Origin of the sequence: Vibrio sp. S/42/10, assembly GCF_029890535.1 — a bacterium.
Classification (GTDB): domain Bacteria; phylum Pseudomonadota; class Gammaproteobacteria; order Enterobacterales; family Vibrionaceae; genus Vibrio; species Vibrio cyclitrophicus.
This window is the reverse complement of sequence record NZ_JAKMZC010000001.1, coordinates 405,852-427,876: the sequence shown is the minus strand read 5'-3', so window position 1 is coordinate 427,876 and position 22,025 is coordinate 405,852. Positions and strand designations below refer to the sequence as shown.

General features: G+C 44.2%; 20 protein-coding genes and 4 tRNA genes. 12 read left to right on the top strand and 12 right to left on the bottom strand.

Annotation, left to right across the window (positions count from 1 at the left end; translation table 11 throughout):
* Positions 1–127 precede the first annotated feature (127 nt).
* Positions 128–427 carry a helix-hairpin-helix domain-containing protein gene (locus tag L8S15_RS01965; RefSeq protein ID WP_010439527.1) on the top strand — a complete coding sequence of 100 codons (300 nt, stop codon included), beginning with the start codon at positions 128–130 and terminating at the stop codon, positions 425–427.
* 19 nt (positions 428–446) lie between these two features.
* On the opposite strand, the gene rrtA is transcribed toward L8S15_RS01965, so the two are convergent.
* Positions 447–983 carry a rhombosortase gene (rrtA, locus tag L8S15_RS01960; protein ID WP_016767082.1) on the bottom strand — a complete coding sequence of 179 codons (537 nt, stop codon included), beginning with the start codon at positions 981–983 and terminating at the stop codon, positions 447–449.
* A gap of 9 nt (positions 984–992) precedes the next feature.
* Here rrtA and L8S15_RS01955 point away from each other — a divergent pair, with 9 nt between their 5' ends.
* Positions 993–1,592 carry a DTW domain-containing protein gene (locus L8S15_RS01955; RefSeq protein ID WP_010439531.1) on the top strand — a complete coding sequence of 200 codons (600 nt, stop codon included), beginning with the start codon at positions 993–995 and terminating at the stop codon, positions 1,590–1,592.
* Positions 1,593–1,624: 32 nt separating this feature from the next.
* Here the strand turns inward: L8S15_RS01955 and L8S15_RS01950 are convergent, their stop codons facing one another.
* The 3 genes from L8S15_RS01950 to L8S15_RS01940 form a co-directional block, all read right to left on the bottom strand.
* Positions 1,625–2,968 carry an anti-phage deoxyguanosine triphosphatase gene (locus L8S15_RS01950; RefSeq protein WP_010439534.1) on the bottom strand — a complete coding sequence of 448 codons (1,344 nt, stop codon included), beginning with the start codon at positions 2,966–2,968 and terminating at the stop codon, positions 1,625–1,627.
* A gap of 54 nt (positions 2,969–3,022) precedes the next feature.
* Positions 3,023–3,607 (bottom strand): 5'-deoxynucleotidase, encoded by a 585-nt coding sequence (yfbR, locus tag L8S15_RS01945; protein ID WP_010439536.1) that lies wholly within the window; start codon positions 3,605–3,607, stop codon positions 3,023–3,025.
* A 169-nt stretch (positions 3,608–3,776) separates the two neighbouring features.
* Entirely contained in the window at positions 3,777–5,009 is a 1,233-nt protein-coding gene (locus tag L8S15_RS01940) for a pyridoxal phosphate-dependent aminotransferase (RefSeq protein ID WP_016767085.1), read from the bottom strand.
* Positions 5,010–5,305: 296 nt separating this feature from the next.
* Here L8S15_RS01940 and L8S15_RS01935 point away from each other — a divergent pair, with 296 nt between their 5' ends.
* From L8S15_RS01935 to menE, 6 genes are all read left to right on the top strand, one after another.
* Positions 5,306–6,613: an isochorismate synthase MenF gene (locus L8S15_RS01935; protein WP_016767086.1), complete on the top strand. Its 1,308-nt coding sequence runs from the start codon at positions 5,306–5,308 to the stop codon at positions 6,611–6,613.
* Positions 6,610–8,334: a 2-succinyl-5-enolpyruvyl-6-hydroxy-3-cyclohexene-1-carboxylic-acid synthase gene (gene menD, locus L8S15_RS01930; RefSeq protein WP_016788632.1), complete on the top strand. Its 1,725-nt coding sequence runs from the start codon at positions 6,610–6,612 to the stop codon at positions 8,332–8,334. The genes L8S15_RS01935 and menD overlap by 4 nt, the downstream gene beginning before the upstream one ends.
* A gap of 9 nt (positions 8,335–8,343) precedes the next feature.
* Positions 8,344–9,144 carry a 2-succinyl-6-hydroxy-2,4-cyclohexadiene-1-carboxylate synthase gene (gene menH / locus L8S15_RS01925; RefSeq protein WP_010439545.1) on the top strand — a complete coding sequence of 267 codons (801 nt, stop codon included), beginning with the start codon at positions 8,344–8,346 and terminating at the stop codon, positions 9,142–9,144.
* Positions 9,145–9,246: 102 nt separating this feature from the next.
* Positions 9,247–10,113, top strand: coding sequence for a 1,4-dihydroxy-2-naphthoyl-CoA synthase (menB, locus tag L8S15_RS01920; RefSeq protein WP_010439547.1), 867 nt, complete (start codon positions 9,247–9,249; stop codon positions 10,111–10,113).
* Between the two features lie 72 nt (positions 10,114–10,185).
* Positions 10,186–11,193, top strand: a complete 1,008-nt coding sequence (menC, locus tag L8S15_RS01915; RefSeq protein ID WP_102269980.1) for an o-succinylbenzoate synthase — start codon at positions 10,186–10,188, stop codon at positions 11,191–11,193.
* 89 nt (positions 11,194–11,282) lie between these two features.
* On the top strand, positions 11,283–12,716 hold the full coding sequence (gene menE / locus L8S15_RS01910) for an o-succinylbenzoate--CoA ligase (protein WP_102269981.1): 1,434 nt from the start codon (positions 11,283–11,285) through the stop codon (positions 12,714–12,716).
* A gap of 146 nt (positions 12,717–12,862) precedes the next feature.
* Here menE and nagE read toward each other — a convergent pair whose 3' ends face one another.
* Positions 12,863–14,308: an N-acetylglucosamine-specific PTS transporter subunit IIBC gene (gene nagE, locus L8S15_RS01905; RefSeq protein ID WP_016794406.1), complete on the bottom strand. Its 1,446-nt coding sequence runs from the start codon at positions 14,306–14,308 to the stop codon at positions 12,863–12,865.
* A 193-nt stretch (positions 14,309–14,501) separates the two neighbouring features.
* Here nagE and L8S15_RS01900 point away from each other — a divergent pair, with 193 nt between their 5' ends.
* Together L8S15_RS01900 and L8S15_RS01895 are read left to right on the top strand one after the other, a co-directional pair.
* Positions 14,502–15,380 carry a LysR substrate-binding domain-containing protein gene (locus L8S15_RS01900; protein ID WP_010439555.1) on the top strand — a complete coding sequence of 293 codons (879 nt, stop codon included), beginning with the start codon at positions 14,502–14,504 and terminating at the stop codon, positions 15,378–15,380.
* A 106-nt stretch (positions 15,381–15,486) separates the two neighbouring features.
* A complete protein-coding gene (locus L8S15_RS01895) occupies positions 15,487–15,651 on the top strand; it encodes a hypothetical protein (protein ID WP_010439557.1) in 165 nt (54 codons plus the stop codon).
* A gap of 214 nt (positions 15,652–15,865) precedes the next feature.
* Here L8S15_RS01895 and L8S15_RS01890 read toward each other — a convergent pair whose 3' ends face one another.
* The 3 genes from L8S15_RS01890 to L8S15_RS01880 form a co-directional block, all read right to left on the bottom strand.
* Positions 15,866–16,786: a putative sulfate exporter family transporter gene (locus L8S15_RS01890; RefSeq protein ID WP_010439560.1), complete on the bottom strand. Its 921-nt coding sequence runs from the start codon at positions 16,784–16,786 to the stop codon at positions 15,866–15,868.
* A 259-nt stretch (positions 16,787–17,045) separates the two neighbouring features.
* Positions 17,046–18,920, bottom strand: coding sequence for an MFS transporter (locus L8S15_RS01885; protein WP_280571936.1), 1,875 nt, complete (start codon positions 18,918–18,920; stop codon positions 17,046–17,048).
* A 17-nt stretch (positions 18,921–18,937) separates the two neighbouring features.
* A complete protein-coding gene (locus tag L8S15_RS01880) occupies positions 18,938–19,528 on the bottom strand; it encodes a TetR-like C-terminal domain-containing protein (RefSeq protein WP_010439565.1) in 591 nt (196 codons plus the stop codon).
* A gap of 196 nt (positions 19,529–19,724) precedes the next feature.
* On the opposite strand from L8S15_RS01880, the gene L8S15_RS01875 reads away from it, so the two are divergent.
* Positions 19,725–20,639, top strand: coding sequence for a TIM44-like domain-containing protein (locus L8S15_RS01875; protein WP_010439568.1), 915 nt, complete (start codon positions 19,725–19,727; stop codon positions 20,637–20,639).
* Positions 20,640–20,957: 318 nt separating this feature from the next.
* Positions 20,958–21,098 (top strand): hypothetical protein, encoded by a 141-nt coding sequence (locus tag L8S15_RS01870; RefSeq protein WP_016800939.1) that lies wholly within the window; start codon positions 20,958–20,960, stop codon positions 21,096–21,098.
* Positions 21,099–21,276: 178 nt separating this feature from the next.
* On the opposite strand, the gene L8S15_RS01865 is transcribed toward L8S15_RS01870, so the two are convergent.
* From L8S15_RS01865 to L8S15_RS01850, 4 genes are all read right to left on the bottom strand, one after another.
* Positions 21,277–21,361: transfer RNA gene (locus tag L8S15_RS01865), tRNA-Tyr, on the bottom strand.
* A gap of 102 nt (positions 21,362–21,463) precedes the next feature.
* Positions 21,464–21,548, bottom strand: a tRNA-Tyr gene (locus tag L8S15_RS01860).
* A gap of 102 nt (positions 21,549–21,650) precedes the next feature.
* Positions 21,651–21,735: transfer RNA gene (locus L8S15_RS01855), tRNA-Tyr, on the bottom strand.
* A gap of 102 nt (positions 21,736–21,837) precedes the next feature.
* Positions 21,838–21,922: transfer RNA gene (locus L8S15_RS01850), tRNA-Tyr, on the bottom strand.
* Positions 21,923–22,025: the final 103 nt, after the last annotated feature.

The window sequence follows — 22,025 nt, the reverse complement described above, 5'->3', positions numbered from 1 at the left end:
AATCTGATGAAAACAAGATGTATAACAAAGCGGGTCACTTAGGTGACCCGCTTTATTTTTATCTGGTGATTGTGTTATCTGCCGCGGTAAATGCATAAGTTACCTTTTTTGAACAAAGGAACGGTTTATGCGAACAATATATTCAACATTACTTCTTTCATTTCTAATTACTCTGAGTGCTGGAGTGTTTGCTGATAGTCCGACTAAGGCAGAGTTGTACGACGGCATTGAAATCACCGTAAACATCAATAAAGCTACGGCTGAGGAATTATCAGCATTACTTGTTGGTGTGGGTGACAAAAAAGCCCAAGAGATTGTCGATTATCGGGATAAGCATGGTGCATTTACAAAACCCAGTGACTTGGTCAATGTGAAAGGTATTGGCGAGGCAACGGTTGAAAAGAATCGTGAGCGAATTCAACTTTAATTTGGCGGGTTATTGAGGGTTACTTTTTATTCGGTAGCCATAACGCCATAGCCATGAAGCCTCCAGCGATAGCACCTGCTAGGTGGGCTTCAATGGCTACTCGAGCATTAATCAGTTCGCCAGTCGTGCTCGAAGGGCCAATAAGCTGCTCCCAAGCGATCTTAGTTATTAATCCCAACACTAGGAGCCAGCTGGACCTCCTGCCGCTCAGCGCTTCATTGAGAGCGAATAAGCCAAATAACCCATGCAAAGTGCCAGATAGGCCAACATAGATCTGAATACTCGAAAACAACAAAGCGACCCCAGTCACTAAACTAATCACAAGCATAGCAAGAGCAAGCGGTTTTTTACTCGGTTGAAACAGATAGCTGATGATCCATAAGCCTGCTAGGTTCATCAGAAGGTGCGAGTAGTTGGTATGTGAAAAGTTTCCTGTTAGGATTCGCCACCATTGCCCCTCGGCAATCGCATTGCTATCCCAAACGACCCAAGCTTGTATTGGCTCAAATTGGAATAAGACGCATAAAAGTGAAGTGAAAATTAATACAGGGTACACATTAAATCCATGTCTCGTTATTGCCCCCAATGCAGCAAGGCTTTGAAAGCTTGTATTTGTCAGTGGGTTACACCACTCGAATCAAATGTTGAGCTTATCATTCTTCAACACCCATCAGAAGAGCATCGTCCGATGGGAACTGCGCGTATCCTCTCGTTATCTCTAAATAACAGTGTGACGTTTGTCGGTGAAGACTTTTCTAACAACGAGCAACTGAACATATTGCTGGCCGATGAACATTATCAGCACGTGATTTTATACCCGAGTGAACATTCTGTTCCTGTTAAGTCGGTAACTTATTCAAATAAAAAGCTACGTGTAATTTTATTGGATGGGACGTGGAAGAAGGCGTTCAAAATGTGGCAGGTATCGAGTAACTTGCATGCGTTAAAAACGGTTCACTTGCCGAAAGACCTCAAGGGTAACTATCGAATTCGCAAAGCACCCAGTGAAAACAGTCTATCCACAGTAGAAGCGGGTTATCATCTGTTGCGCTTGTTAGAAAATGACCGAGACTTTAGCCCTCTGTTAACGGCATTTGACCAAATGATTCAGTTTCAAATCAATCAAATGCCACCAGGTGTCTTCGAGAAAAACTATTTAGATTAAGCTGTTCCCCCGATATTTAAGTGATTGAGCACTTAAAACTCTGTATGAGCTGAAAATAATTGCTGATGCATTTTCTGCGCAAGATCATCAGTCATTGACGAAATGTAATCGGCAATCACGCGCATCTTTCTTGAATCGTCTTGATGTTGTAGCCATTGCTTCTTGATTGGCAGTGGTAACAAACGTTCAGGGTCAGCACTGAATGCTTCAAACATATCCATGATGATCTGCTGGCCCTTGTATTCGATGACCTGAACCTGAGGCACTTGAATAACGAACTCGCTGACAAAGTGTTTCAGCTTATCGAGCGTGCCGTCCATGCTTGGTTCAAGCACTGCATTGTAAGCCAAAAGTACGTTCTCAAAGCTTTCATCAACGCGTTTAATCGAAATACTGGTCAACAGTGCGTTGACTATCCCACCAATCGCATCTTTTCTACGATACTGTTCGCCCGAGAATAGCATCTCTGTAATTGAATCTAAGTGCTTACAAATCCAAGGGTCAGCCATTTCTCTGAGCTGAGGGTATGCAGAATCGACCCATTGAGCTTTAGTCACTGAACCTAGCACAATCGCATCTTCCAAATCGTGTACGCCATATGCGATGTCGTCAGCTAACTCCATGATGGAACAGTCGAGCGACTTATATTTAGTCTTGTTGTGCTCAAGTGGCTCGGTGTGCGACTTTCTTTTTTGCTTTATAAGCTGTCGGTCGTTACTCGAAAGTGGCTCAAGTACCCAGTTGAATAACTCTTCATCGTGGTCATAAATACCTTTTGCTGGCATCCAATCTCGCGCTCGGAGCTGTCGTTGGTGTTTAACAGGTTGAGATTGAGTCTTGGCTTGAACTTCGCTAAGCAGTGAAGGGTATTTGATCAACCCCAGCAAAGTGCGTCGAGATAGGTTCATACCGTGATGTTCGGTATAAGGTTCTAACTGAGTGACAATGCGAAACGTTTGGGCATTACCCTCAAAACCACCGTGGTCGCGCATCATGTAGTTGAGTGCGACTTCACCGCCATGCCCATAAGGTGGGTGGCCAATATCGTGCGCCAAACACAGTGAGTCAATCAAACTGTCCGAGGGTAATAGAACTCGAAACTCTGGCTGCTTTTTCTTCAGTTGAGCGACGATACCTGTCCCAAGCTGAGCGGCCTCAAGAGAGTGAGTAAGGCGAGTGCGGTGGAAGTCGTTGACGGTGGTACCGTGTACCTGAGTTTTGGCTTGTAGGCGACGGAAAGCCGCAGAGTGAAGCACCCGCGCACGATCGCGTTGATACGGACTACGATGGTCATCACGTCTTATTTTATGTTCATCGTCGTTTCGATGTTGCCATTCTTGTTCGAGTTCAAATGGTGGTTCGAGTAGAGAAGTCAAAATAGCACCTATCAATTTGATTTGTTTAGCTAATTACACTCAAGTTATACCTAGCTAGCTGATTTCGTCCAGTGATAATTCAAAACTCGGTGCAAAGGTGGTGAGAAAGTAATCCATTTCTGGGCTTTTACGTTGTTCGAGAGTCTCTTCCAATCTACGTTTGGCTTGCTCGTATTCGTGGTTGCCCGCGCTGAGTTCTTCAAGGCATTTTAGATAAGCACAGATGGTGTCTGCTTGCTTGACGATGCTTTGTTCTTCTTTGCTTGCCGTTCCAGAGATTAAGAAAGGGGCGAAGTCATCTTGGAATTCTTCTGGCAACATCGAAAGCAGTCTTTGCTCTGCTGCTGCTTCTATCTTTTTGTACTCTTGGGCGATGTCCGGGTTGTAGTACTTAACCGGCGTGGGCAAATCACCAGTGAGCACTTCACTGGTATCGTGGTACATGCCAAGCAGTGCAATGTGCTCTGCGTTGAGTTGACCATCAAACTTTTTGTTTTTGATCAATGCCAAGGCGTGCGCGACGAACGCAACCTGTAGGCTATGCTCTGAAATGTTTTCGCTTGAGATTGAACGCATGAGAGGCCAACGCTGGATAAGCTTCATGCGTGCTAGATGGGCAAAGAAATGGCTTTGTTTCATAATCGTCCTTTCTAAACTGTGCTCCACTCGCAATAGTTTTCTCACAAATAGTGCGAGACAGCGGTTACAAAAAAGGCTCCTAAACAGGAGCCTCTTAAGCATAGAAGCGAATGAATACAAATTAAAGTCTTTTAAAACAGTAAATTGTAGTCATTTTTCTTTGGGTTCATTAATCACTAGTGATGTCATCTTGGCTGTAAGTCTGCAAGAAGCGCTCTAGACGACCAATCGCGATTTCTAGATCTTCGATGTGCGGTAGAGTCACGATGCGGAAGTGATCCGGTTTCGGCCAGTTGAAGCCAGTACCTTGAACTAATAGCACCTTCTCTTGCTTAAGGAAATCGAGCACGAATTTCTGATCGTCTTTGATGTTGTACATGTTGGTGTCGATCTTAGGGAACAGGTACATCGCGCCTTTTGGTTTCACACAAGAAACGCCAGGGATTTTGTTGATCAGTTCCCATGCACGATCACGCTGTTCAAGCAATCGACCACCCGGAAGAATCAGTTCGTTGATGCTTTGATAGCCACCTAATGCGGTTTGTATTGCATGCTGCATTGGTACGTTGGCACACAAACGCATAGAGGCGAGCATCTCAAGCCCTTCAACGTAGCCTTTCGCGATGTGTTTTGGACCGGTTAAGAACATCCAACCACCACGGAAACCACATACGCGATAAGCTTTAGATAGGCCGTTGAAAGTTACCATTAATACATCTTCAGCAAGTGTAGCCACTGATGTGTGTACAGCACCGTCGTAAAGTACTTTGTCGTAGATTTCGTCGGCAAAAATAATCAAACCGTGTTCACGAGCAATCTCAACAACTTGTAATAAGAAATCACGACTGTATACCGCGCCCGTTGGGTTGTTCGGGTTGATAAGAACGATACCGCGAGTTTTTGGTGAGATCTTCGCACGCATATCATCTAGGTCTGGATACCAATCGGCATCTTCATCACATAGGTAATGAACCGGTGTACCACCAGAAAGCGCAACAGATGCTGTCCATAGTGGGTAGTCCGGAGCGGGAACTAAGATTTCATCACCATTATCAAGTAGCGCCTGCATAGACATAACGATAAGCTCTGACGCGCCGTTACCAATGTAAACGTCCTCTACATCGAGGTTACGCAGACCTTTTTTTTGATAATGCTGAACAACCGCTTTGCGGGCTGAATAGATGCCTTTTGAGTCGCAGTAACCCTGAGATGTCGGCAGGTTGCGGATAACGTCAACAAGGATTTCATCAGGGGCGTCAAAACCAAATGGGGCGGGGTTACCAATATTAAGCTTCAGTATTTTATGCCCTTCTTCTTCCATGCGCTTAGCATGTTTGAGTACAGGCCCCCTGATTTCGTAGCATACGCTGTTGAGTTTTGACGACATCCCGATATTTTGCATTGCCGATTTCCTGAAATTAATTTAAATACTTTATTAAAGTACCGCAAAATGGGGTTTGATAGAATAAAAATCTGATGAATGTCGCATTTCAGTGTCACGTTTGGTCTTTTTTTTGTCGCTATTATCTAAATTTTAATTAATCGCTTTTGTGGTTGTTCGCTAAGATGAATAAATACGCTGAATCGCTTAGAATCACAGGAATGTTCAAAAGATTTTATACATTCTTGATCTAAGTGGGTGCTGCCCATAAAGTATCAAACTAATATAATAATAATTTAGATGTGAACGAGGTCGATTTGTCACATTTCCAGCAAACTATCTCCGCTTTGATTGAGCGAGTACAAAATGCCCAAGCAAGCGAAGTTCGTTGTGTTGAAGTTCTAACGCAAAAACCATCGTTTGCATTCATTGAATGGCTTCATGCTCAACCGCTCTTTCCTAAGTTCTACTGGCAGTCGCGTGACACTCGTGAAGAGGTCGTCGCACTCGGTCAACTGCATACTTTTTCCGATCCCGCTCCGGCATACGCTATTCTTGGCGAAGACCAACGAATTTGGGGCGGACGTTCGTTTGATGGACATACCGCAAAGAACCGTCGTTGTATGGAATCGTTTTTCTTCCTTCCTCAGGTTGAATTGATCCGTTTTGACGATACATGGTCGTTAGCCGTTAATTTGTCTCCTGATCGTGTCGCTGCTATTAATGCTTTGAACAAGCTTTCGGTTGAAGCGGCGATATTGGCTCCTTTATCTGCGCATATCGAACAGATTCAACATGTTCCAGAAAGAGAACAGTGGGACAGCTTGGTCGATAAAGTCCTGAAGGGCATCAGCGATGAAGAGTACAAGAAAGTCGTTTTGGCTCGTAAAACCACGTTGCAGCTTGATGCGCCGATTTGTGCTGCGCAATTACTTAAAGCCAGTTATCTGCAGAATCATCACAGCTTTCACTTTATGTTGGTATTGGATTCGAAACACAGCTTTATCGGTTCGACGCCAGAGCGTTTATATAGCCGACATGGTACGGAGCTTGATACCGAAGCACTTGCTGGAACTATTGGTCGTGGGGAGAACGCAACCGAGGATATGGAGCTAGCCAATTGGCTTTCTCAAGACAGCAAAAACCTCAATGAAAACCAATATGTAGTCGACGATATCATTGAGCGTTTGACGCCTCATTCCCAAACGGTGCATGTTGAAAAAGATGCCCGTCTTGTGCGTCTGCGTAAGGTGCAGCATTTGAAGCGTAATATTCACGCTCAACTTAATAATGGTATCAACGGTGTGCAGTTGCTTGCTGCATTGCAGCCGACTGCGGCGGTTGCTGGTTTACCGCGTAAAGAGGCGATGGACTTCATTCTTGAACATGAACCATTTGCGAGGGGTTGGTATGCGGGTTCAGTTGGTTACATCAGCCATCGACGAGCAGAATTTTGTGTCGCGATTCGAAGTGCTTTGGTTGTAAACGATCAAGTACAACTGTTTGCGGGCGCGGGGATCGTGCCAGGATCGGTTGCCGAACATGAGTGGCAAGAGTTGAACAAGAAGATGTCGACTCTCCTGAGTTTGATTTCAGACCACCCACCCTTAGGTGTGGCGTCATGAATCACGACCAAGCCGTATTAAATAGAGTTTGGTGTAACACGCTACTTGAAGAGCTAGCACGCAACGGTGTTGAACATGTTTGTGTTGCGCCGGGCTCTCGCTCAACACCGTTAACTCTCGAAGCTGAAGCTAATCCTAAGTTAACCTTACACACGCATTTTGATGAACGTGGTCTTGGTTTTCTTGCGCTGGGCTTAGCAAAAGCCAGCGATAAGCCAGTTGCAGTGATTGTTACTTCTGGTACTGCTGTTGCAAACTTGCTGCCAGCGACGGCTGAATCTGGGCTGACACGAGAGAAGCTTATTTTGCTAACTTCTGATCGGCCAATTGATTTAGTCGATTGTGGTGCCAACCAAGCTATTCAACAACAGGGGATTTTTTCTTCCCATGTTGAAACGGCCTTAAATCTCCCAAGCCCAACGACACGAATTTCTTTGAATTGGCTTCTGACATCCGTTGATAAAGCACTCGCTAAACAACGCAGTGTCGGCGGAGCCATTCACATCAACTGCCCGTTTCCAGAGCCACTTTATTCAGCCAACAGTGCTGAGATATATGCTGACTACACAAAGAGTGTAGTGGGGTGGAACACTTCAACAAGCCCTTATTCTAATACTTGTCTGCCAAATCATTTTAATGTTCACCCAGTCGCGCCTGGCGATTATGTGACACGCAAAGGTGTCGTGATTATTGGCTCTATTGACAAAAAAGCGGCGAAGAAAGTACAGCAGTTCGCTTCTACTTTGGGATGGCCGGTATTCTGCGACCCTCAATCAGGTATCACAAGTGATTGGAAGCATTATGATCTGTGGATGCAGATTGACGTAGCGAAAGAACAACTTAACCAATGTGATTTCATCCTTCAGTTCGGTGAGCGCATTGTATCCAAGCGGCTCAACCAATGGCTTAAGTGGCAAGCTGTATTGTTCGATGCATCTCAATACATTGTTGTGTCACCAGATACACACCGTATCAATCAAGATCATCTGCCTCAAACTCACATTGGTGCAGATATAGAATCGTGGGTGTCCGAGCAGCATTTACCTACCTTGTTAGGTCAACATGCAGGTTGGGCGGCACCTTTGGTAGAAATCGCGAATACCGTTCAACAATTGGCGCTGGCACAGATATCTAACAACGACCAACTGACCGAGCTGAGCGTTGCCGTTGATTTGTCGACTAGACTTAAAGACAGAGAGTTGTTTGTGGGAAACAGCTTGATGGTAAGGCTGGTGGATATGCTGTCATCAATATCTGCGAATCAAGTTTACAGTAATCGTGGTGCATCGGGCATTGATGGCTTGGTGGCTACAGCTGCGGGTGTAGTGAAAGCCAACCAGAATCCCTTATTGATGTTGATTGGTGATACTTCTTTGTTGTATGACCTCAACTCACTGGCTCTGCTAACTTACAATGTAACGCCGATGGTTATTGTTGTGACCAATAATAACGGTGGCGCGATCTTTGACTTGTTGCCCGTTCCTGAGCAACAAAAACAATCTCTATATCAAATGCCTCATGGTTTCGGTTTTGAACATGCCGCTGCGCAATTCCAGCTCGGTTATGCTGCGCCTGAAACCTTGAATGGGTATCAAACAATCATCGAACAACATTTCGAACAAGGTCAAGGTACCTTGATCGTGGAAGTTAAGACGCCTCCCGAACAAGCGTCTACTTTACTGAAACAATTCAGTTCAATGCTCACCGAGGCACTAGCCTAAGGACTTTACATGCTTTACTCCAATTATTACCCAGCTTCAAAAGTATCTTCTGATAAACCTTTGCTTGTTTTTTTACATGGTTTACTCGGAAGCGGGGATGATTGGAGCGCATGTCATCCATTCCTAGAGGACTTTCCTCGTCTTTGCATAGATTTGCCCGGGCACGGACAAAGTCGCTTTATCGACCCGGTAGGCTTTGACCATTGCTGCAAGAAAATCGTTCAATGCATTACTTCTCAGCTTGCTCTTAACGATCTTCCTGCAGACTATCCTATCGTGGTTATTGGTTACTCGATGGGAGGTAGGCTCGCTATGTATGGGGTGACAAGCCCTTGCTTTGAAACACTTAACCTAGAAAAAGTTATCATCGAAGGTGGCAATTTTGGTTTGGAGTGTGATGAAGAAAGAGCGCAAAGGTTAGTACATGATACGCAATGGGCGGTTCGCTTTGCACAGCAGTCGATTGAAGATGTTTTAGACGATTGGTATCAACAAAGCGTCTTTTCTTCACTAAATCATGAGCAAAGACAAACTTTGGTCATAAAGCGTAGTGGTAACCTTGGAGTATCCGTAGCAAATATGTTGTTATCGACTTCATTAGCTAAGCAACCAGATTTACGTGCCACATTAAAATCTCATGAGCATCAATTGCATTATGTGTGTGGTGAAAAAGATCGTAAATTCATGGAGCTAGCTGATAATAGTGGCTTTGAATATAGTCAGGTTGATTACGCGGGTCATAATGTTCATTTTGAACAACCAGAGCTGTTTTCGAACCTGATTATTGAATGCATCGCCAGTCGTCGCTAATTTGACTGAGCAATTATCTCGTATAAAGCACTATCAAAAGCAAAGCAACACCGTCACGACTATTCGATAGTCGTGGTCTCTAATAGAACAATGGGAATCACCATGGCTAAAACAGTAGGCATCACAGAAGAAGAACTTTACGCAGCCGTTAACTGGCGCGATGAAAGCAGTCAATTTGAAGATATTCAGTACCACAAATCTGACGACGGTATTGCGAAAATCACGATTGCGCGTCCTCAAGTGCACAATGCGTTCCGTCCACAAACCGTAAAAGAGATGATCAATGCACTGGCTGACGCTCGTTACGACGAGAAAGTAGGCGTGATCATTTTGACGGGTCTTGGTGAGAAGGCGTTCTGTTCTGGTGGTGACCAAAGTATCCGTGGTGACTACGGCGGCTATCAAGATGATTCAGGTACTCACCACTTGAACGTACTTGATTTCCAACGCCAAATTCGTACTTGTCCAAAACCGGTTATCGCAGCGGTATCTGGCTGGGCAGTGGGTGGCGGTCATGTACTTCACATGATGGCAGACCTGACTATTGCAGCTGAAAACGCGCAGTTCGGTCAGACGGGTCCTAAAGTGGGTTCATTCGACGGCGGCTGGGGTGCTTCTTACATGGCTCGTATCGTTGGCCAGAAGAAAGCGCGTGAAATTTGGTTTTTGTGTCGTTTCTACGATGCTCAAGAAGCATTGGACATGGGCCTAGTAAACACAGTTGTACCTGTTGCTGATCTAGAAAAAGAAACCGTTCGTTGGTGTCGTGAAGTACTTCAACACAGCCCAATGGCGCTGCGTTGTCTAAAAGCGGCACTCAATGCGGACTGTGATGGCCAAGCTGGGCTTCAAGAGCTAGCTGGTAACGCAACAATGATGTTTTACATGACAGAGGAAGGTCAAGAAGGCCGAAACGCATTCAACGAGAAACGTCGACCTGATTTCGACAAATTCCCGCGTAATCCATAGTCTTTTCCTCTTCAGAATGAGTCGCTAATAGCGGCTCGTTTTGTTTAATGCTCTCGTTTTTTAGGAAATCTAATGAACTCAGTGAATTCTCAGCGCCAAGCTAAACTCTATCGTTATCAATTGCCTATGGATAGCGGTGTGATACTTCGTGATAATAAGTTGAGCGAAAGAATGGGTTATATCATCCAACTTGAGTGCGATGGTAAATCGGGTTTTGGCGAAGTTGCTCCGTTACCGGGCTTTAGCCAAGAAGATGTCGAACAAGCTGGCATCCAGCTTCAACACGAATTAGAGCTTTGGAGCCACAATAATCCTCAAACGTCGTTTGAAGAGCTATATCCTTCTGTCGCGTTTGGCCTTTCAATGGCGATGATGGAGTTACGCGGTGATCTCAACGCTGAAGGTAATTATCAAGCTGCGCCTTTGTGCACAGGAGATCCGGATGAGCTGATTCCTGTTCTCAATGGGATGAGAGGCGAGAAGGTTGCCAAGGTAAAAGTGGGCCTTTATGAAGCCATTCGTGATGGCATGCTGGTGAGCTTATTCCTTGAATCAATTCCTGACTTAAGTTTGAGGCTAGATGCTAACCGTGCGTGGAAGCCAGAAAAAGCGAAGCAATTTATTAAGTACATTTCGCCGTCGTTGCGTCAACGCATTAGCTTTATTGAAGAGCCTTGCCTGAAACCTGAAGACAGCTTGGCATTTGCTATCGACCATGGTGTGGCAATTGCGTGGGATGAAACACTACAAGAAGCGGTAAGAAGCCCAGAGTTTGATCTAAGTGACCTAACTGGTGTTAAAGCTGTAGTGATCAAGCCAACTCTTATTGGTTCTGTAGAGCGTTGTGTAGCAATCATTGAGCGAGCACAGCAACTTGGGATTAAACCTATATTGAGTTCAAGTATAGAGTCTAGTCTAGGTCTGACGCAGATTGCTCGTTTGGCCCAGCAGTATCTACCAAACGAAGTACCGGGACTTGATACGATTGGCTTGTATCAGCAGCAACTAGAAGTCTCTTGGCCAGGTTGTGAGCTTCCAGTTTCAACTCTTGAGCAGCAGCAATTGATTTGGTCTTCTTAGACAAAGCTATTGTGCGGTACGTTTTACGAGCTAGTTGAATGGCGATTTAATTAGCTCGGTCGGTTCTTCATTTATTTTTCGGTTATTCTATGATGCGCCCACAATCTATTCATCACCCGTTCTGGGTACAGTGGGCGCAACAGAACCCACATCAAACAGCGTTAGTGACTCCTGACCGAAATTGCACTTGGCTGCAAGTATCAACGTTAGTGAGTGAGTACCAACAACAGTTGTCTCAACAAGGCCTATCTAAAGGTGATGTACTGACGATTGCCGGTAAGAACCAAGCTGAAGTGATTCCAGTGTATCTTGCGGCCTTAAATTTAGGTGTGGTTTGTGCGTTTACCATGCCTCAGCCGAAAGCTCGTTTAACGCAGAAGCTTGAATCCCTTTATGGCCAATCAGATAGGCGATACCTGTGGTTATTAGATAGCTGTGGGCTAGATCATTTTGATGCTGTTGAACTCAAGACTATATTGGTAACGTTGCCTTGCTTGAACGAAGTTAAGGTCGATGATGATGACAAACCAAAAACACCGGAAAACGTACACTTTAGTCCTCAATCTTTAGCGAGCATCGTATTCACTTCTGGCTCTACCGGAAACCCGAAGGCGGTGGCGCACACGTTGCAGCAACACTTATGTTCAGCTCAGGGCTTACTCGACGTTTTCCACTTTGAACAAGCTGATACATGGCTACTTAGCTTGCCGATGTACCACGTATCGGGATTAGCGATTGTCCATCGTTGGTTAGCTGCTGGTGGCTGTATCAAAATAGGGTCAGGTAAGCTTGAGTCAGACATCGAAGGTTGCAGTCATGCCTCATTAGTGGCTACTCAGCTACATCGATTACTGAAGAGTAAACAAGCACTTACTTTAACTCATGTGTTGTTAGGTGGGAGCCATATCCCAGAAGCGCTAGGGCTTGAAGCTCAACAAATGGGTATCGAAACTTGGCTTGGATATGGCATGACAGAAGCGGCTTCGACAGTGACCGCGAAACCCATCGATGGCACCAAAACGGCAGGCTTTGTTCTCGACCAACGCCAATTGAAGATTGAAGATCAACGTATCTATATTGGCGGTAATACACTTGCTTCTGGTTATTACTATCAAGGTGACTTAACGCCTCTGGTGGATGACCAAGGTTGGTTCGACAGTAAAGATCTTGGTGAGTGGGTTGGCGAACAAGTATCGATTATTGGCCGTGCAGATAATCAATTTATTTCTGGAGGTGAGAATATTCACTGTGAAGAAATTGAGCGAGCACTGAATCAATTATCTGCAATCAATCAGGCGTTTATCGTTCCAATTGAAGACGATGAATTCGGATTTCGACCTGTCGCTATTGTAGATTGTACGGATTTACCACCCAAAGAATGGTTTGCCGAGCAATTAAATGGCCGTCTTGAACGGTTCAAATTTCCTGTCGAGTACTACCATATGCCAGAGCAAGAACAGCAAGGTATTAAGGTTTCGCGCACAGGGTTGGCACAGTGGTTACAGCAGATACGTTCTAAATAGAACTGAGAATAATAAAATGAAGCGCAATACACGGTGACTAGTCGTAATTGCGCTTCAGGGGGTTGTGACGGTGGTGAAGCCGTCACAAATTCTTAGTATTTCATCTGGTCATTAAGGTTTTTTATCTTTCCATCTGGTTGCTTAACTTAAGCAAGAGCCTTCTTCATTTGTTCAGCGACCTTATCGACCTTACCTAGGCCAATGATAACTTGTAGGCCACCTTTACCAACAGGTACCACACCTGCCGCACCTAGTTTCTTCAGTTTGTCACTATCAGCTGCCCCTGAGTCTTTTACAGTTAAGCGTAGGCGAGTAATACAGTTATCTACTTCTAGGATGTTGTCTGCACCGCCGACGGCTTCAATGTAGCCATTGGTTAGGTTAGCCAGTGCTTCTGGAGTTTCTAGCTCTTTTTCTGCTTCCATCTCTTCACCACGTCCCGGGGTTCGCAGGTTGAATTTAATGATAGCGAAGCGGAAAATGCAGTAGTAAAGCGCGAAGAATACAACACCTTGAACTAAGAGCATGTACCAGTTAGTTGCTAGTGGGTTTTGGCTTGATAGTACTAGGTCAACGAAACCAGCAGAGAAGCCGAACCCTGCCATCCATTCCATACTTGCTGCAATGTAAAGCGATAGACCTGTCAATACTGCGTGCAATAGGAACAATACTGGTGCTAGGAACATGAAACTGAACTCTAGCGGCTCTGTGATACCGGTGAAGAATGAAGCCATGGCCGCTGCAAGCATGATTGCAAATACTTGGTTCTTGTTTTCCGCATTTGAGCAGTGGTACATCGCTAATGCCGCAGCGGGTAAGCCAAACATCATGATAGGGAAGAAGCCCGCTTGGTACATGCCTGTTTTACCCGGAATGCCCGTACCGTTAGCGATAGATTGTGCGCCGCCTAAGAAGGTTGGAATATCATTAATGCCTACAACGTCGAACCAGAACACAGGATAAAGAGCGTGGTGCATACCAACTGATAGGAACAGACGGTTAAAGAAGCCAAATAGGCCAGCTCCCACAGCCCCCATACCTTCGAGTTTAATACCCAAAACGATTAAAGAGTCGTACACAGCTGGCCAGATGTATAACAGAGCAAAAGAGAGAGCCATACCTGCGATTGAAGTCAGGATAGGAACCAAACGTTTACCGCTGAAGAAGGCTAATGCTTGAGGAAGTTCTACGGTTGAATAACGATTATAGATTTCAGCAGAAATGATACCAACAACGATGCCCACGAATTGGTTGCTGATTTTGCCAAATGCCGCAGGCACTTCACTGAGTTCAACATTCATTAATTGAGCAACAGAGCCCGGAGCAAGAAGTGTGGTGACGACAAGGAACATCACAAAACCAGATAATGCGGCAGAGCCATTTTTATCTCGACTTAAGCCAAATGCGACACCTACCGCGAATAAAACCGCCATGTTGTCGATGATAGCACCGCCAGATTTGATCAAGAATGCGGCTAAAATACTTTCTGAACCCCATCCCACAGGATCCAACCAATAGCCGATCCCCATAAGGATTGCTGCAGCTGGCAGTGTGGCGACTGGAACCATTAATGCCTTACCTACTTTTTGCATATACCCGAGTATATTCATATGTACCCCTAAGTTTGTAATTAATTTTTTTAATGTTCCTGATCGTCAAAGCGTAGAACCAAATGTTGATCGAAGCAGGATTTTAAGCAACTGTGGGTATTAGAAACTTATTTCTTGATGCAAACAAACGAAACGGGTAGTAGTATGAATTAAAATTTTTAATGCATGAGTTCGTATGGCTAACCATCAATCTTTACTGAGAAACCTTCATACTTTTAATGTCGCTGCCGAGAACATGAGCTTCACACTGGCGGCGAAAAAATTACATCTCACGCAAGGTGCAGTAAGCCATCGGATTAAAGTATTAGAAGGAGAACTCGGTTTTAATTTGTTTGTGCGAGGAACTCGTAAGCTTGCGTTAACTGAAGAAGGTCAGCGTTTTAAACGAACCTTGTCGAAGTCGTTAAGTTCTATTTTTGGTGAGATTGAAGACATTACTAACACAGACTTGTACGGACAGATCAATATTGGTACGAGCCCTGCATTTGCTAACAGTTGGTTATTGCCAAGACTGGCTGATTTTAAACAGAGATACCCTAAGTTTAATCTCAACATTTTCTCGCAAGAGGAGCAGGATTTTCATCAAAACCACTTAGATGTTGCTATTTATTATGGTGCTGAAGACCTCAAAGATATGCACCGACAACGCTTGTTTGGTGAAAAGTACATACCGGTATGTACACCGAGTTATGCTGCTGAACACAATATCTTTGATGATGGAGTAGAGTCGTTACATAGGATTAATTTTATACATGCATTGGGGTCCGATGTTTGGCAACGATGGATTAAGCACAACGGTTTGGATGTTGATCTGTATGATCAGTTTTATTGCGTGAGTCATCGAGATATGGGTGTAAAGAGTGCACTGTACAATATTGGTGTTGCGATGGGACGCTATCACTTTGTTAAGCAATATATAGAGACGGGTGAACTGATCACGCCTTATCCGAGTATGGATACAGACAAAGGATATGATTTAATTTGTCCGTTAGGCACTGAAAAACGGCCTAAGGTCAGAACTTTTATTAAGTGGTTAGAGGGTCAATCGGACTAGTTTAGTTAATTTAGCAATTAGATAGTTCAAAACAGAATTTATTATCTTTATAACCATCCATCATAATAAGCCCTATAAAGAACGGATTATAGAATAAGGTCTTATTATGAAAATCGCCCTCATTGTTGCGGTCTTACTGCAGATAGGCCAAGCAGTAACATCGTCGGGATTGACTCGATCATTAGCTGAGCTTACCGCATTTGTATTGGTTGTAGTGCTTGTTTTGATGAAAAAAGAGAGCAAAAAGAGTGATAAGCCCCTGTTTGATTAGTGACTGCTTCGAGCACAGATACTTAAGTAACATTAGATCCTTAAGCAACAATGGATGCTTAATTAACAACAGGTGCCTAATTAACAAAAGATGTTTAAGCAACCATAGATACTTAGGAAATAAACGATAAAGGCAAAGCCCATTGGAGCTTTGCCTTTTTATTTTTCTCGTTAGCTTGTTGCAAGCTAACCAATAGATCGCGTTTCCCTTCGCATTAGACGAGTGTTAACCACGCTAATGACCCAGTAGAAATCATTACCCACATCGTAATACCAAACATTAACGGTTTTGGTCCTGCTGCTTTGAGCTTCTCAACTGAGATACCACAACCGATCAAGAACAGGCACACTACGAGTGCACGTTTAGATATATCAAAAATTCCCTGGTAGACCATCTCAAATTGCGGCAATAAGTCGCTAACGGCGATAGCGGCACAATAGAAGAAAATGAAATAAGGGACTGTAATTTTCTTTTGATCGTTCTTAAAAATCATTGCACTGATCAGCGCGATTGGGATGATCCAAAGTGCACGAGCTAGCTTGAGTGTTGTTGCTGTCGTGAGTGCCTCTTCGCCATACGCCGATGCTGCACCGACAACCGAAGAAGTATCATGAATTGCGATTGCCGCCCATGTACCGAAAGTTTGCTGGCTTAGCTCAAGAGCATGGCCAATCATAGGGAATAAGAACAGAGCGACTGAGTTCAATACGAACACAGTGGCTAATGCCAAGCCAATTTGCTCATCGTCTGCTTTGATTGCAGGAGCGACCGCTGCGATAGCGCTACCACCACAAATAGCGGTACCAGAAGAGATAAGGTAGCCCGTGGTGCGATCCAATCCCATACGTTTTGCTAAGAACCACCCAATGACCAACGTGCCAATGATCGTTGTGACAATCAAGCCAATGCCATCACCTGTTACCGCCAGTGCCTTTTCAAACTGGATGCCAAAACCTAAACCAACAATCGAGTAGGCCAATAGCTTCTTCGTTAACTTGCCGACTTCTAAGTGCTCAGGTACCAAGCCTAGACTCGCCAATAGGAAGCCAATAACAAGTGCAGTCGGTGAGCTTACCCAAGGGGTTAAGCAAAATAGAGCAGCAATATAAAATGGAACAGACTTTTTTAAATTCATTATATTTAGGTTGTCATTTATGGTTATGGCAGCGTATTGGAAGACTATACGCTTAACTCAATGGTAAGTAAGTCTAAATGAATTGAACAAACGTTAAGTAAAACTTAACGCTTGTTCATGGATATACTCTTCCATCGATATAGATGCGGCTGGATGTTACTCGGTTGAATGCGGCTTCATAAATGTTGTCTAGAGAACTCGTTATTTAACGATATTAACTATTTAATCATTCAACTAATCGCTGCTTAGTTTACTTAACTTAGCGGTTTGAGCCTCGAAGATCTGCAACAGCCTGGCGGAGTGTCTCGCAATTTGCATCTTTCGGTAGAATAGGTTCGCCAGCTTCTATCTCTAGCTTCGTCCAAAAACGGGTTGGTAAGCCTTTGCACGCTCTTCCTTTGAAACGGCTGAAGTAGCTGCCCCACAATCCTTTAAGTGCCATTGGAATGACAGGGACTGGAGAGCGTCTGATGATGAGTTCCATACCACGCATGAATTCGGCGACTTCTCCGTCTGAAGTAAGCTTTCCTTCTGGGAAAATACAGACGATATGCCCTTCACGCAGTACATCTTCAACATCTTTGAAGGCATTACGCATCGAACTACGATTTGTTGATGAGATAGGAATAACTCCAGCTCGTCTCAAGAAGCGTCGCAATGGTGGAAGCTTTGCATAGTCTTCTTCCATTACAAAACGGATAAGGCGAGGACAAACGGCACTCAATAATAATGCATCCATATAGCTCACATGGTTACATACGATGAGTGCTCCACCTTTCTCTGGTAGGTGATGTAGGTTCTTATGCTTTACACGGTACATGGTGTGAGTGACTACCCATGTGAAAAAACGGAACGCATAGATAGGTACTTGATAGAAAAGGTAAAACACAACTAACGTGTTAAACAGTGCGAGTAATACAAACAGTTGCGGAATCGAAAGTTCAAGAACAGTTAGGCAGATGATACCGAGAACGGCGCTTCCCACCATGAATAGTGAGTTGTAGATGTTGAGCCCTGCGATCACCTGTGCACGCTCGTTTGGTTTGGCACGCAACTGCATTAAGGAATAAAGCGGAACGATGAAGATACCACCTGATATGCCTAATAATAAGAGGTGAAAAAATAGTGGCCACAGCTCAGAATACGTCACGAATTGGTGGAAAGAGCTAAAATCAGGCAGTGATTCGGGAATCGATATTGCCATCAACAAGCCAAATATTGAGATACCAAGGCTGCCTATTGGCACGATACCGATTTCAATTCGATGATTAGATAGTTTATCGCAAGCCAAAGACCCTATCGCAATACCTACCGAAAACAGCGCCAGTAAAAACGCAACGGAGCTTTCTGTGCCATTTAAATGCAGCTTGGTGAAATTGGGGAACTGAGTTAGGTAAGCTGCACCAAGGAACCAAAACCAACTAATAGACATTAATGCTTGGAAAGTAGGGCGATCTTTTTTAGCAATAGCCAGTGTGGTGCGAGTTAGTTTCACTGGCTGCCATTTCACTTTTAGATCTGGAGCATTGCTTGGCGCTTCAGGAATAAAGCAGCTTGATACGTACCCAAGAACAGCAAACAAAACAATACACACAGCGGCAATAAGCTTTGAGCTCTCTTCTGACGCGATAACCCCCGCGCCTAGAGTGCCAATCAGGATCGCTAAGAATGTGCCTGTTTCGACTAACGCATTGCCGGTTACTAGTTCTTTTGTCTCTAACTGTTGAGGAAGCAGGGCATATTTCACCGGGCCAAAGAAAGCACTTTGCGTTCCCATTAGAAACAGAAGCAAAAGCAGTATACCGTAGCTTTCGTAGATAAATCCGACCGCACCCAATGACATTATTAGTATTTCAAGGAGCTTAACTTTACGGATAAACCAAGATTTTTCGTATTTATCAGCCAGTACGCCAGCTAAAGCAGAAAATAAGAAGAAGGGCAGAATAAAAAGGCCAGCAGCTAAGTTAATGAATAAATTACTGGAAATAGGAAGAGTGTCTATGCTCGCAAAGGCAACAAACAACAACAGCACATTTTTGAATATGTTGTCATTAAAGGCTCCTAGAAACTGGGTGATAAAATAGGGTAGGAACCTTTTTTGCGTTAACAGCGAAGAGTGGCTGCTGTTGTTCATTGTCTTTCCTTGGATGATTACCAGTTGGTCAAGTAATTTGAGATTAGGTTATTAATCAACTCTTTACCATCAATAGGCTCTGACGCGAAAAACTTGTCATCAACGCTAAGTAGCGTAATTCCATGCACACCTGACCATAATACACGGCTCGCTTTAACCACTTCGCTTTCTGTGTGCTCTGGTGCGATCGCTATAAGTAATTGTTCTAACATGCCAGTCATTCGATCGATTCGGTTCGATTGCCACTCAGGAAGGTTTTCGCCATTCATGTTGTGTTCGAAGATAAGCTGCCAGCGGTGAGGGTGCTTTTGTGCGTAGTCGTGATAACAGTAAGCAAGGTTAAACAATGCTTGTTGAGGATTGCTCGATTGTTCTACGACAGATGCGGATTCGGCAGCGAGTTCGTCTAGGGTTTGCGCAACAACATGCAAGAGCAATAGGTTGTAGTTACCAAATACATTAACTAGGGTACTAGGAACGTAGCCAATCATATTGGCAATTTTACGTAGACTTAACTCGTGGTAGGAGTGCTCAGCTAAGAAGTCGGTCACTGTCTTTAAAGTTAATTGCACTAATTGTTCGCGAGTATGATCGTTTCTTCTTGCCATGAGTACTTTCTATAAATGAACATCGTTCAATATTTTAATGCTGCCCCCGATTGCCGTCAATCCCTTCGCTAATTAAGTAACCAATTAATAGCAGCAATATTATGATACATGTGTAAACGCCGTGAATATTTCATTGTTCTTTGTTAACGAGTATGATTAAGGTGTCGAAAGATAAAGAACCCTATAAAGGATAATAATGAAACGATTTTTCTCACTAGTCGCGATCCTGTTGGTAACAGTCGCGGTGACGCCAATCGCGGAAGCGAAAAAGTTTGGTGGTGGTAAGTCATTTGGCAAAAGCTTCAAAACGGCTCCAGCACCAAAACAACAAAACACTAACTCGATCCGACAAGATCAGACGGGTAAGAACACAGCAGCTAACTCTAGCAAGAAAGGCCTTATGGGCGGTCTACTAGGTGGTTTACTTGCCGGTGGTCTTTTAGCTGCATTCTTTGGCGGCGCATTTGAAGGTATCCAGTTTATGGATATTCTGATTATGGGTCTAATCGCTTTCCTAGCGTTTAAATTCCTGCGTGGAATGTTGGGGGCCAAGCAGGGCTCAATGAATCAGCAGAATGGACGTGGCCAACAGCCAGCATTCGGTGGTATGGGTCAGAACAAGTATGAGCAACCTAAGCAACAGCCAAATGTTCATAACTTCGAGCAAGCACAACCTCAATCTCAACCACAAGGTGCTGCTGGCGGCTTTGGCTTTGGTGCTCAAAGCGATGTTCCGCATAATTACCCACCGGGTTTTGATCAAGCGGCCTTCATCAATGGCTCTCGTGAGCACTACCGTACACTGCAAGGTGCATGGAACCACAACGAGCTTAACACGATTGAAGAGTACGTATCTCCAAGCTTATTTGAAGATCTGAAAGCTGAGCGTAACAAGCTAGAGGGTGATCAGCACACAGACGTAATGTACGTTGATGCTGAAATCGTTCGTGCAGACCACGATGGTAGCAAAGCACAGCTAAGCCTTCAGTTTAGTGGTCGTTACCGTGATACAGCGGATGGCATCGAAGAAGATATCACTGATATCTGGCATTTAGAACGCGATCTAACTACTGACAATGCGCCTTGGCTAATTGTTGGTATTCAAGGTTAATCTCGATAGTTAACTAAAAATGAGTTAACTAGATATTGCTTTGATTATTGAAAGCCCCTACGGAGAAATCTGTAGGGGCTTTTTTGCGCCTAATAATATGTATCTGTAAGTTGCGTCTGGGAAATTGGCTTTAAGCTTTTTTTGAGGGGGGAGAGTTTTAGATTCACGGAGCAATACCAATATGACGAAACATGCGGAACAGAGAAATAACATGAGTAGAGGAAGAGTGTCATCAAGACAAATATAAGAGATGTATCTTATTCAAATATTGGATTAACCTGAGACTAACTAACTGATTTCATCTGGATGTAATGAGTAATGACAAAGTTCTTTGAATCCGTATTGGCGCCTGAGATCACGGTGCATCAGAAACAGGACATTGAGAGTAAATGCAAAGAGCAAGTTTCTACAAACTACTTAGGTTGCGCTGCTTATCTGGTTTGTGAGCGTCATGCTTAAGTATGGGAGCACTGATGTCCGAATGAGTCAGACTGATCAAGTTTTTTGTAGTAGTGGGTTAGTGTTTAGGAAGTTGAGGGCAATGTTTAGAAAGATGCGTTTAGAAAGATATAAAGCTCGGAAACGAAAAAAGCCAACTCAATGAGTTGGCTTTTCGATTTTCCAATTAAGGAGAATATGGTGGAGGGAGACGGATTCGAACCATCGAAGGCAGTGCCGGCAGATTTACAGTCTGCTCCCTTTGGCCACTCGGGAACCCCTCCAGGGTGTGTCTTACTTTTCACAAAGTAAGCCTAAATTGATGTTTTCCCATAAGCCCATCAACTAGGTTGCTCTCTTAACTCTAGAAAGAGGTAAGAAGAATATGGTGGAGGGAGACGGATTCGAACCATCGAAGGCAGTGCCGGCAGATTTACAGTCTGCTCCCTTTGGCCACTCGGGAACCCCTCCAGGGTGTGTCTTACTTTTCACAAAGTAAGCCTAAATTGATGTTTTCCCATAAGCCCATCAATTAGGTTGTTCTCTTAACTCTCGAAAGAGGTAAGAAGAATATGGTGGAGGGAGACGGATTCGAACCATCGAAGGCAGTGCCGGCAGATTTACAGTCTGCTCCCTTTGGCCACTCGGGAACCCCTCCAGGGTATGTCTTACTCTTCACAAAGTAAGCCTAAATTGATGTTTTCCCATAAGCCCATCAACTAGGTTGCTCTCTTAACTCTTAAAAGAGGTAAGAAGAATATGGTGGAGGGAGACGGATTCGAACCATCGAAGGCAGTGCCGGCAGATTTACAGTCTGCTCCCTTTGGCCACTCGGGAACCCCTCCAGGGTGTTTTTTCCTAACTCGTAATGGATAGGCTAAAGAGATGTTTTTCCCAACGCATCTCTCAAGTGCGGAGCGCATCATAGCAAACACGTTAAACCTGTAA

What these genes read in the sequence shown, in the direction of transcription:
- L8S15_RS01955 (WP_010439531.1), top strand. Translation starts at nt 993, where the DNA reads ATGTCTCGTTATTGCCCCCAATGCAGCAAGGCTTTGAAAGCTTGTATT.
- menD (WP_016788632.1), top strand. Translation starts at nt 6,610, where the DNA reads ATGAATCACGACCAAGCCGTATTAAATAGAGTTTGGTGTAACACGCTA.
- nagE (WP_016794406.1), bottom strand. Translation starts at nt 14,308, where the DNA reads ATGCAAAAAGTAGGTAAGGCATTAATGGTTCCAGTCGCCACACTGCCA.
- L8S15_RS01965 (WP_010439527.1), top strand. Translation starts at nt 128, where the DNA reads ATGCGAACAATATATTCAACATTACTTCTTTCATTTCTAATTACTCTG.
- L8S15_RS01885 (WP_280571936.1), bottom strand. Translation starts at nt 18,920, where the DNA reads ATGAACAACAGCAGCCACTCTTCGCTGTTAACGCAAAAAAGGTTCCTA.
- yfbR (WP_010439536.1), bottom strand. Translation starts at nt 3,607, where the DNA reads ATGAAACAAAGCCATTTCTTTGCCCATCTAGCACGCATGAAGCTTATC.
- menC (WP_102269980.1), top strand. Translation starts at nt 10,186, where the DNA reads ATGAACTCAGTGAATTCTCAGCGCCAAGCTAAACTCTATCGTTATCAA.
- L8S15_RS01875 (WP_010439568.1), top strand. Translation starts at nt 19,725, where the DNA reads ATGAAACGATTTTTCTCACTAGTCGCGATCCTGTTGGTAACAGTCGCG.
- L8S15_RS01870 (WP_016800939.1), top strand. Translation starts at nt 20,958, where the DNA reads ATGACAAAGTTCTTTGAATCCGTATTGGCGCCTGAGATCACGGTGCAT.
- L8S15_RS01880 (WP_010439565.1), bottom strand. Translation starts at nt 19,528, where the DNA reads ATGGCAAGAAGAAACGATCATACTCGCGAACAATTAGTGCAATTAACT.
- L8S15_RS01940 (WP_016767085.1), bottom strand. Translation starts at nt 5,009, where the DNA reads ATGCAAAATATCGGGATGTCGTCAAAACTCAACAGCGTATGCTACGAA.
- L8S15_RS01895 (WP_010439557.1), top strand. Translation starts at nt 15,487, where the DNA reads ATGAAAATCGCCCTCATTGTTGCGGTCTTACTGCAGATAGGCCAAGCA.
- L8S15_RS01890 (WP_010439560.1), bottom strand. Translation starts at nt 16,786, where the DNA reads ATGAATTTAAAAAAGTCTGTTCCATTTTATATTGCTGCTCTATTTTGC.
- menB (WP_010439547.1), top strand. Translation starts at nt 9,247, where the DNA reads ATGGCTAAAACAGTAGGCATCACAGAAGAAGAACTTTACGCAGCCGTT.
- L8S15_RS01900 (WP_010439555.1), top strand. Translation starts at nt 14,502, where the DNA reads ATGGCTAACCATCAATCTTTACTGAGAAACCTTCATACTTTTAATGTC.
- menE (WP_102269981.1), top strand. Translation starts at nt 11,283, where the DNA reads ATGATGCGCCCACAATCTATTCATCACCCGTTCTGGGTACAGTGGGCG.
- menH (WP_010439545.1), top strand. Translation starts at nt 8,344, where the DNA reads ATGCTTTACTCCAATTATTACCCAGCTTCAAAAGTATCTTCTGATAAA.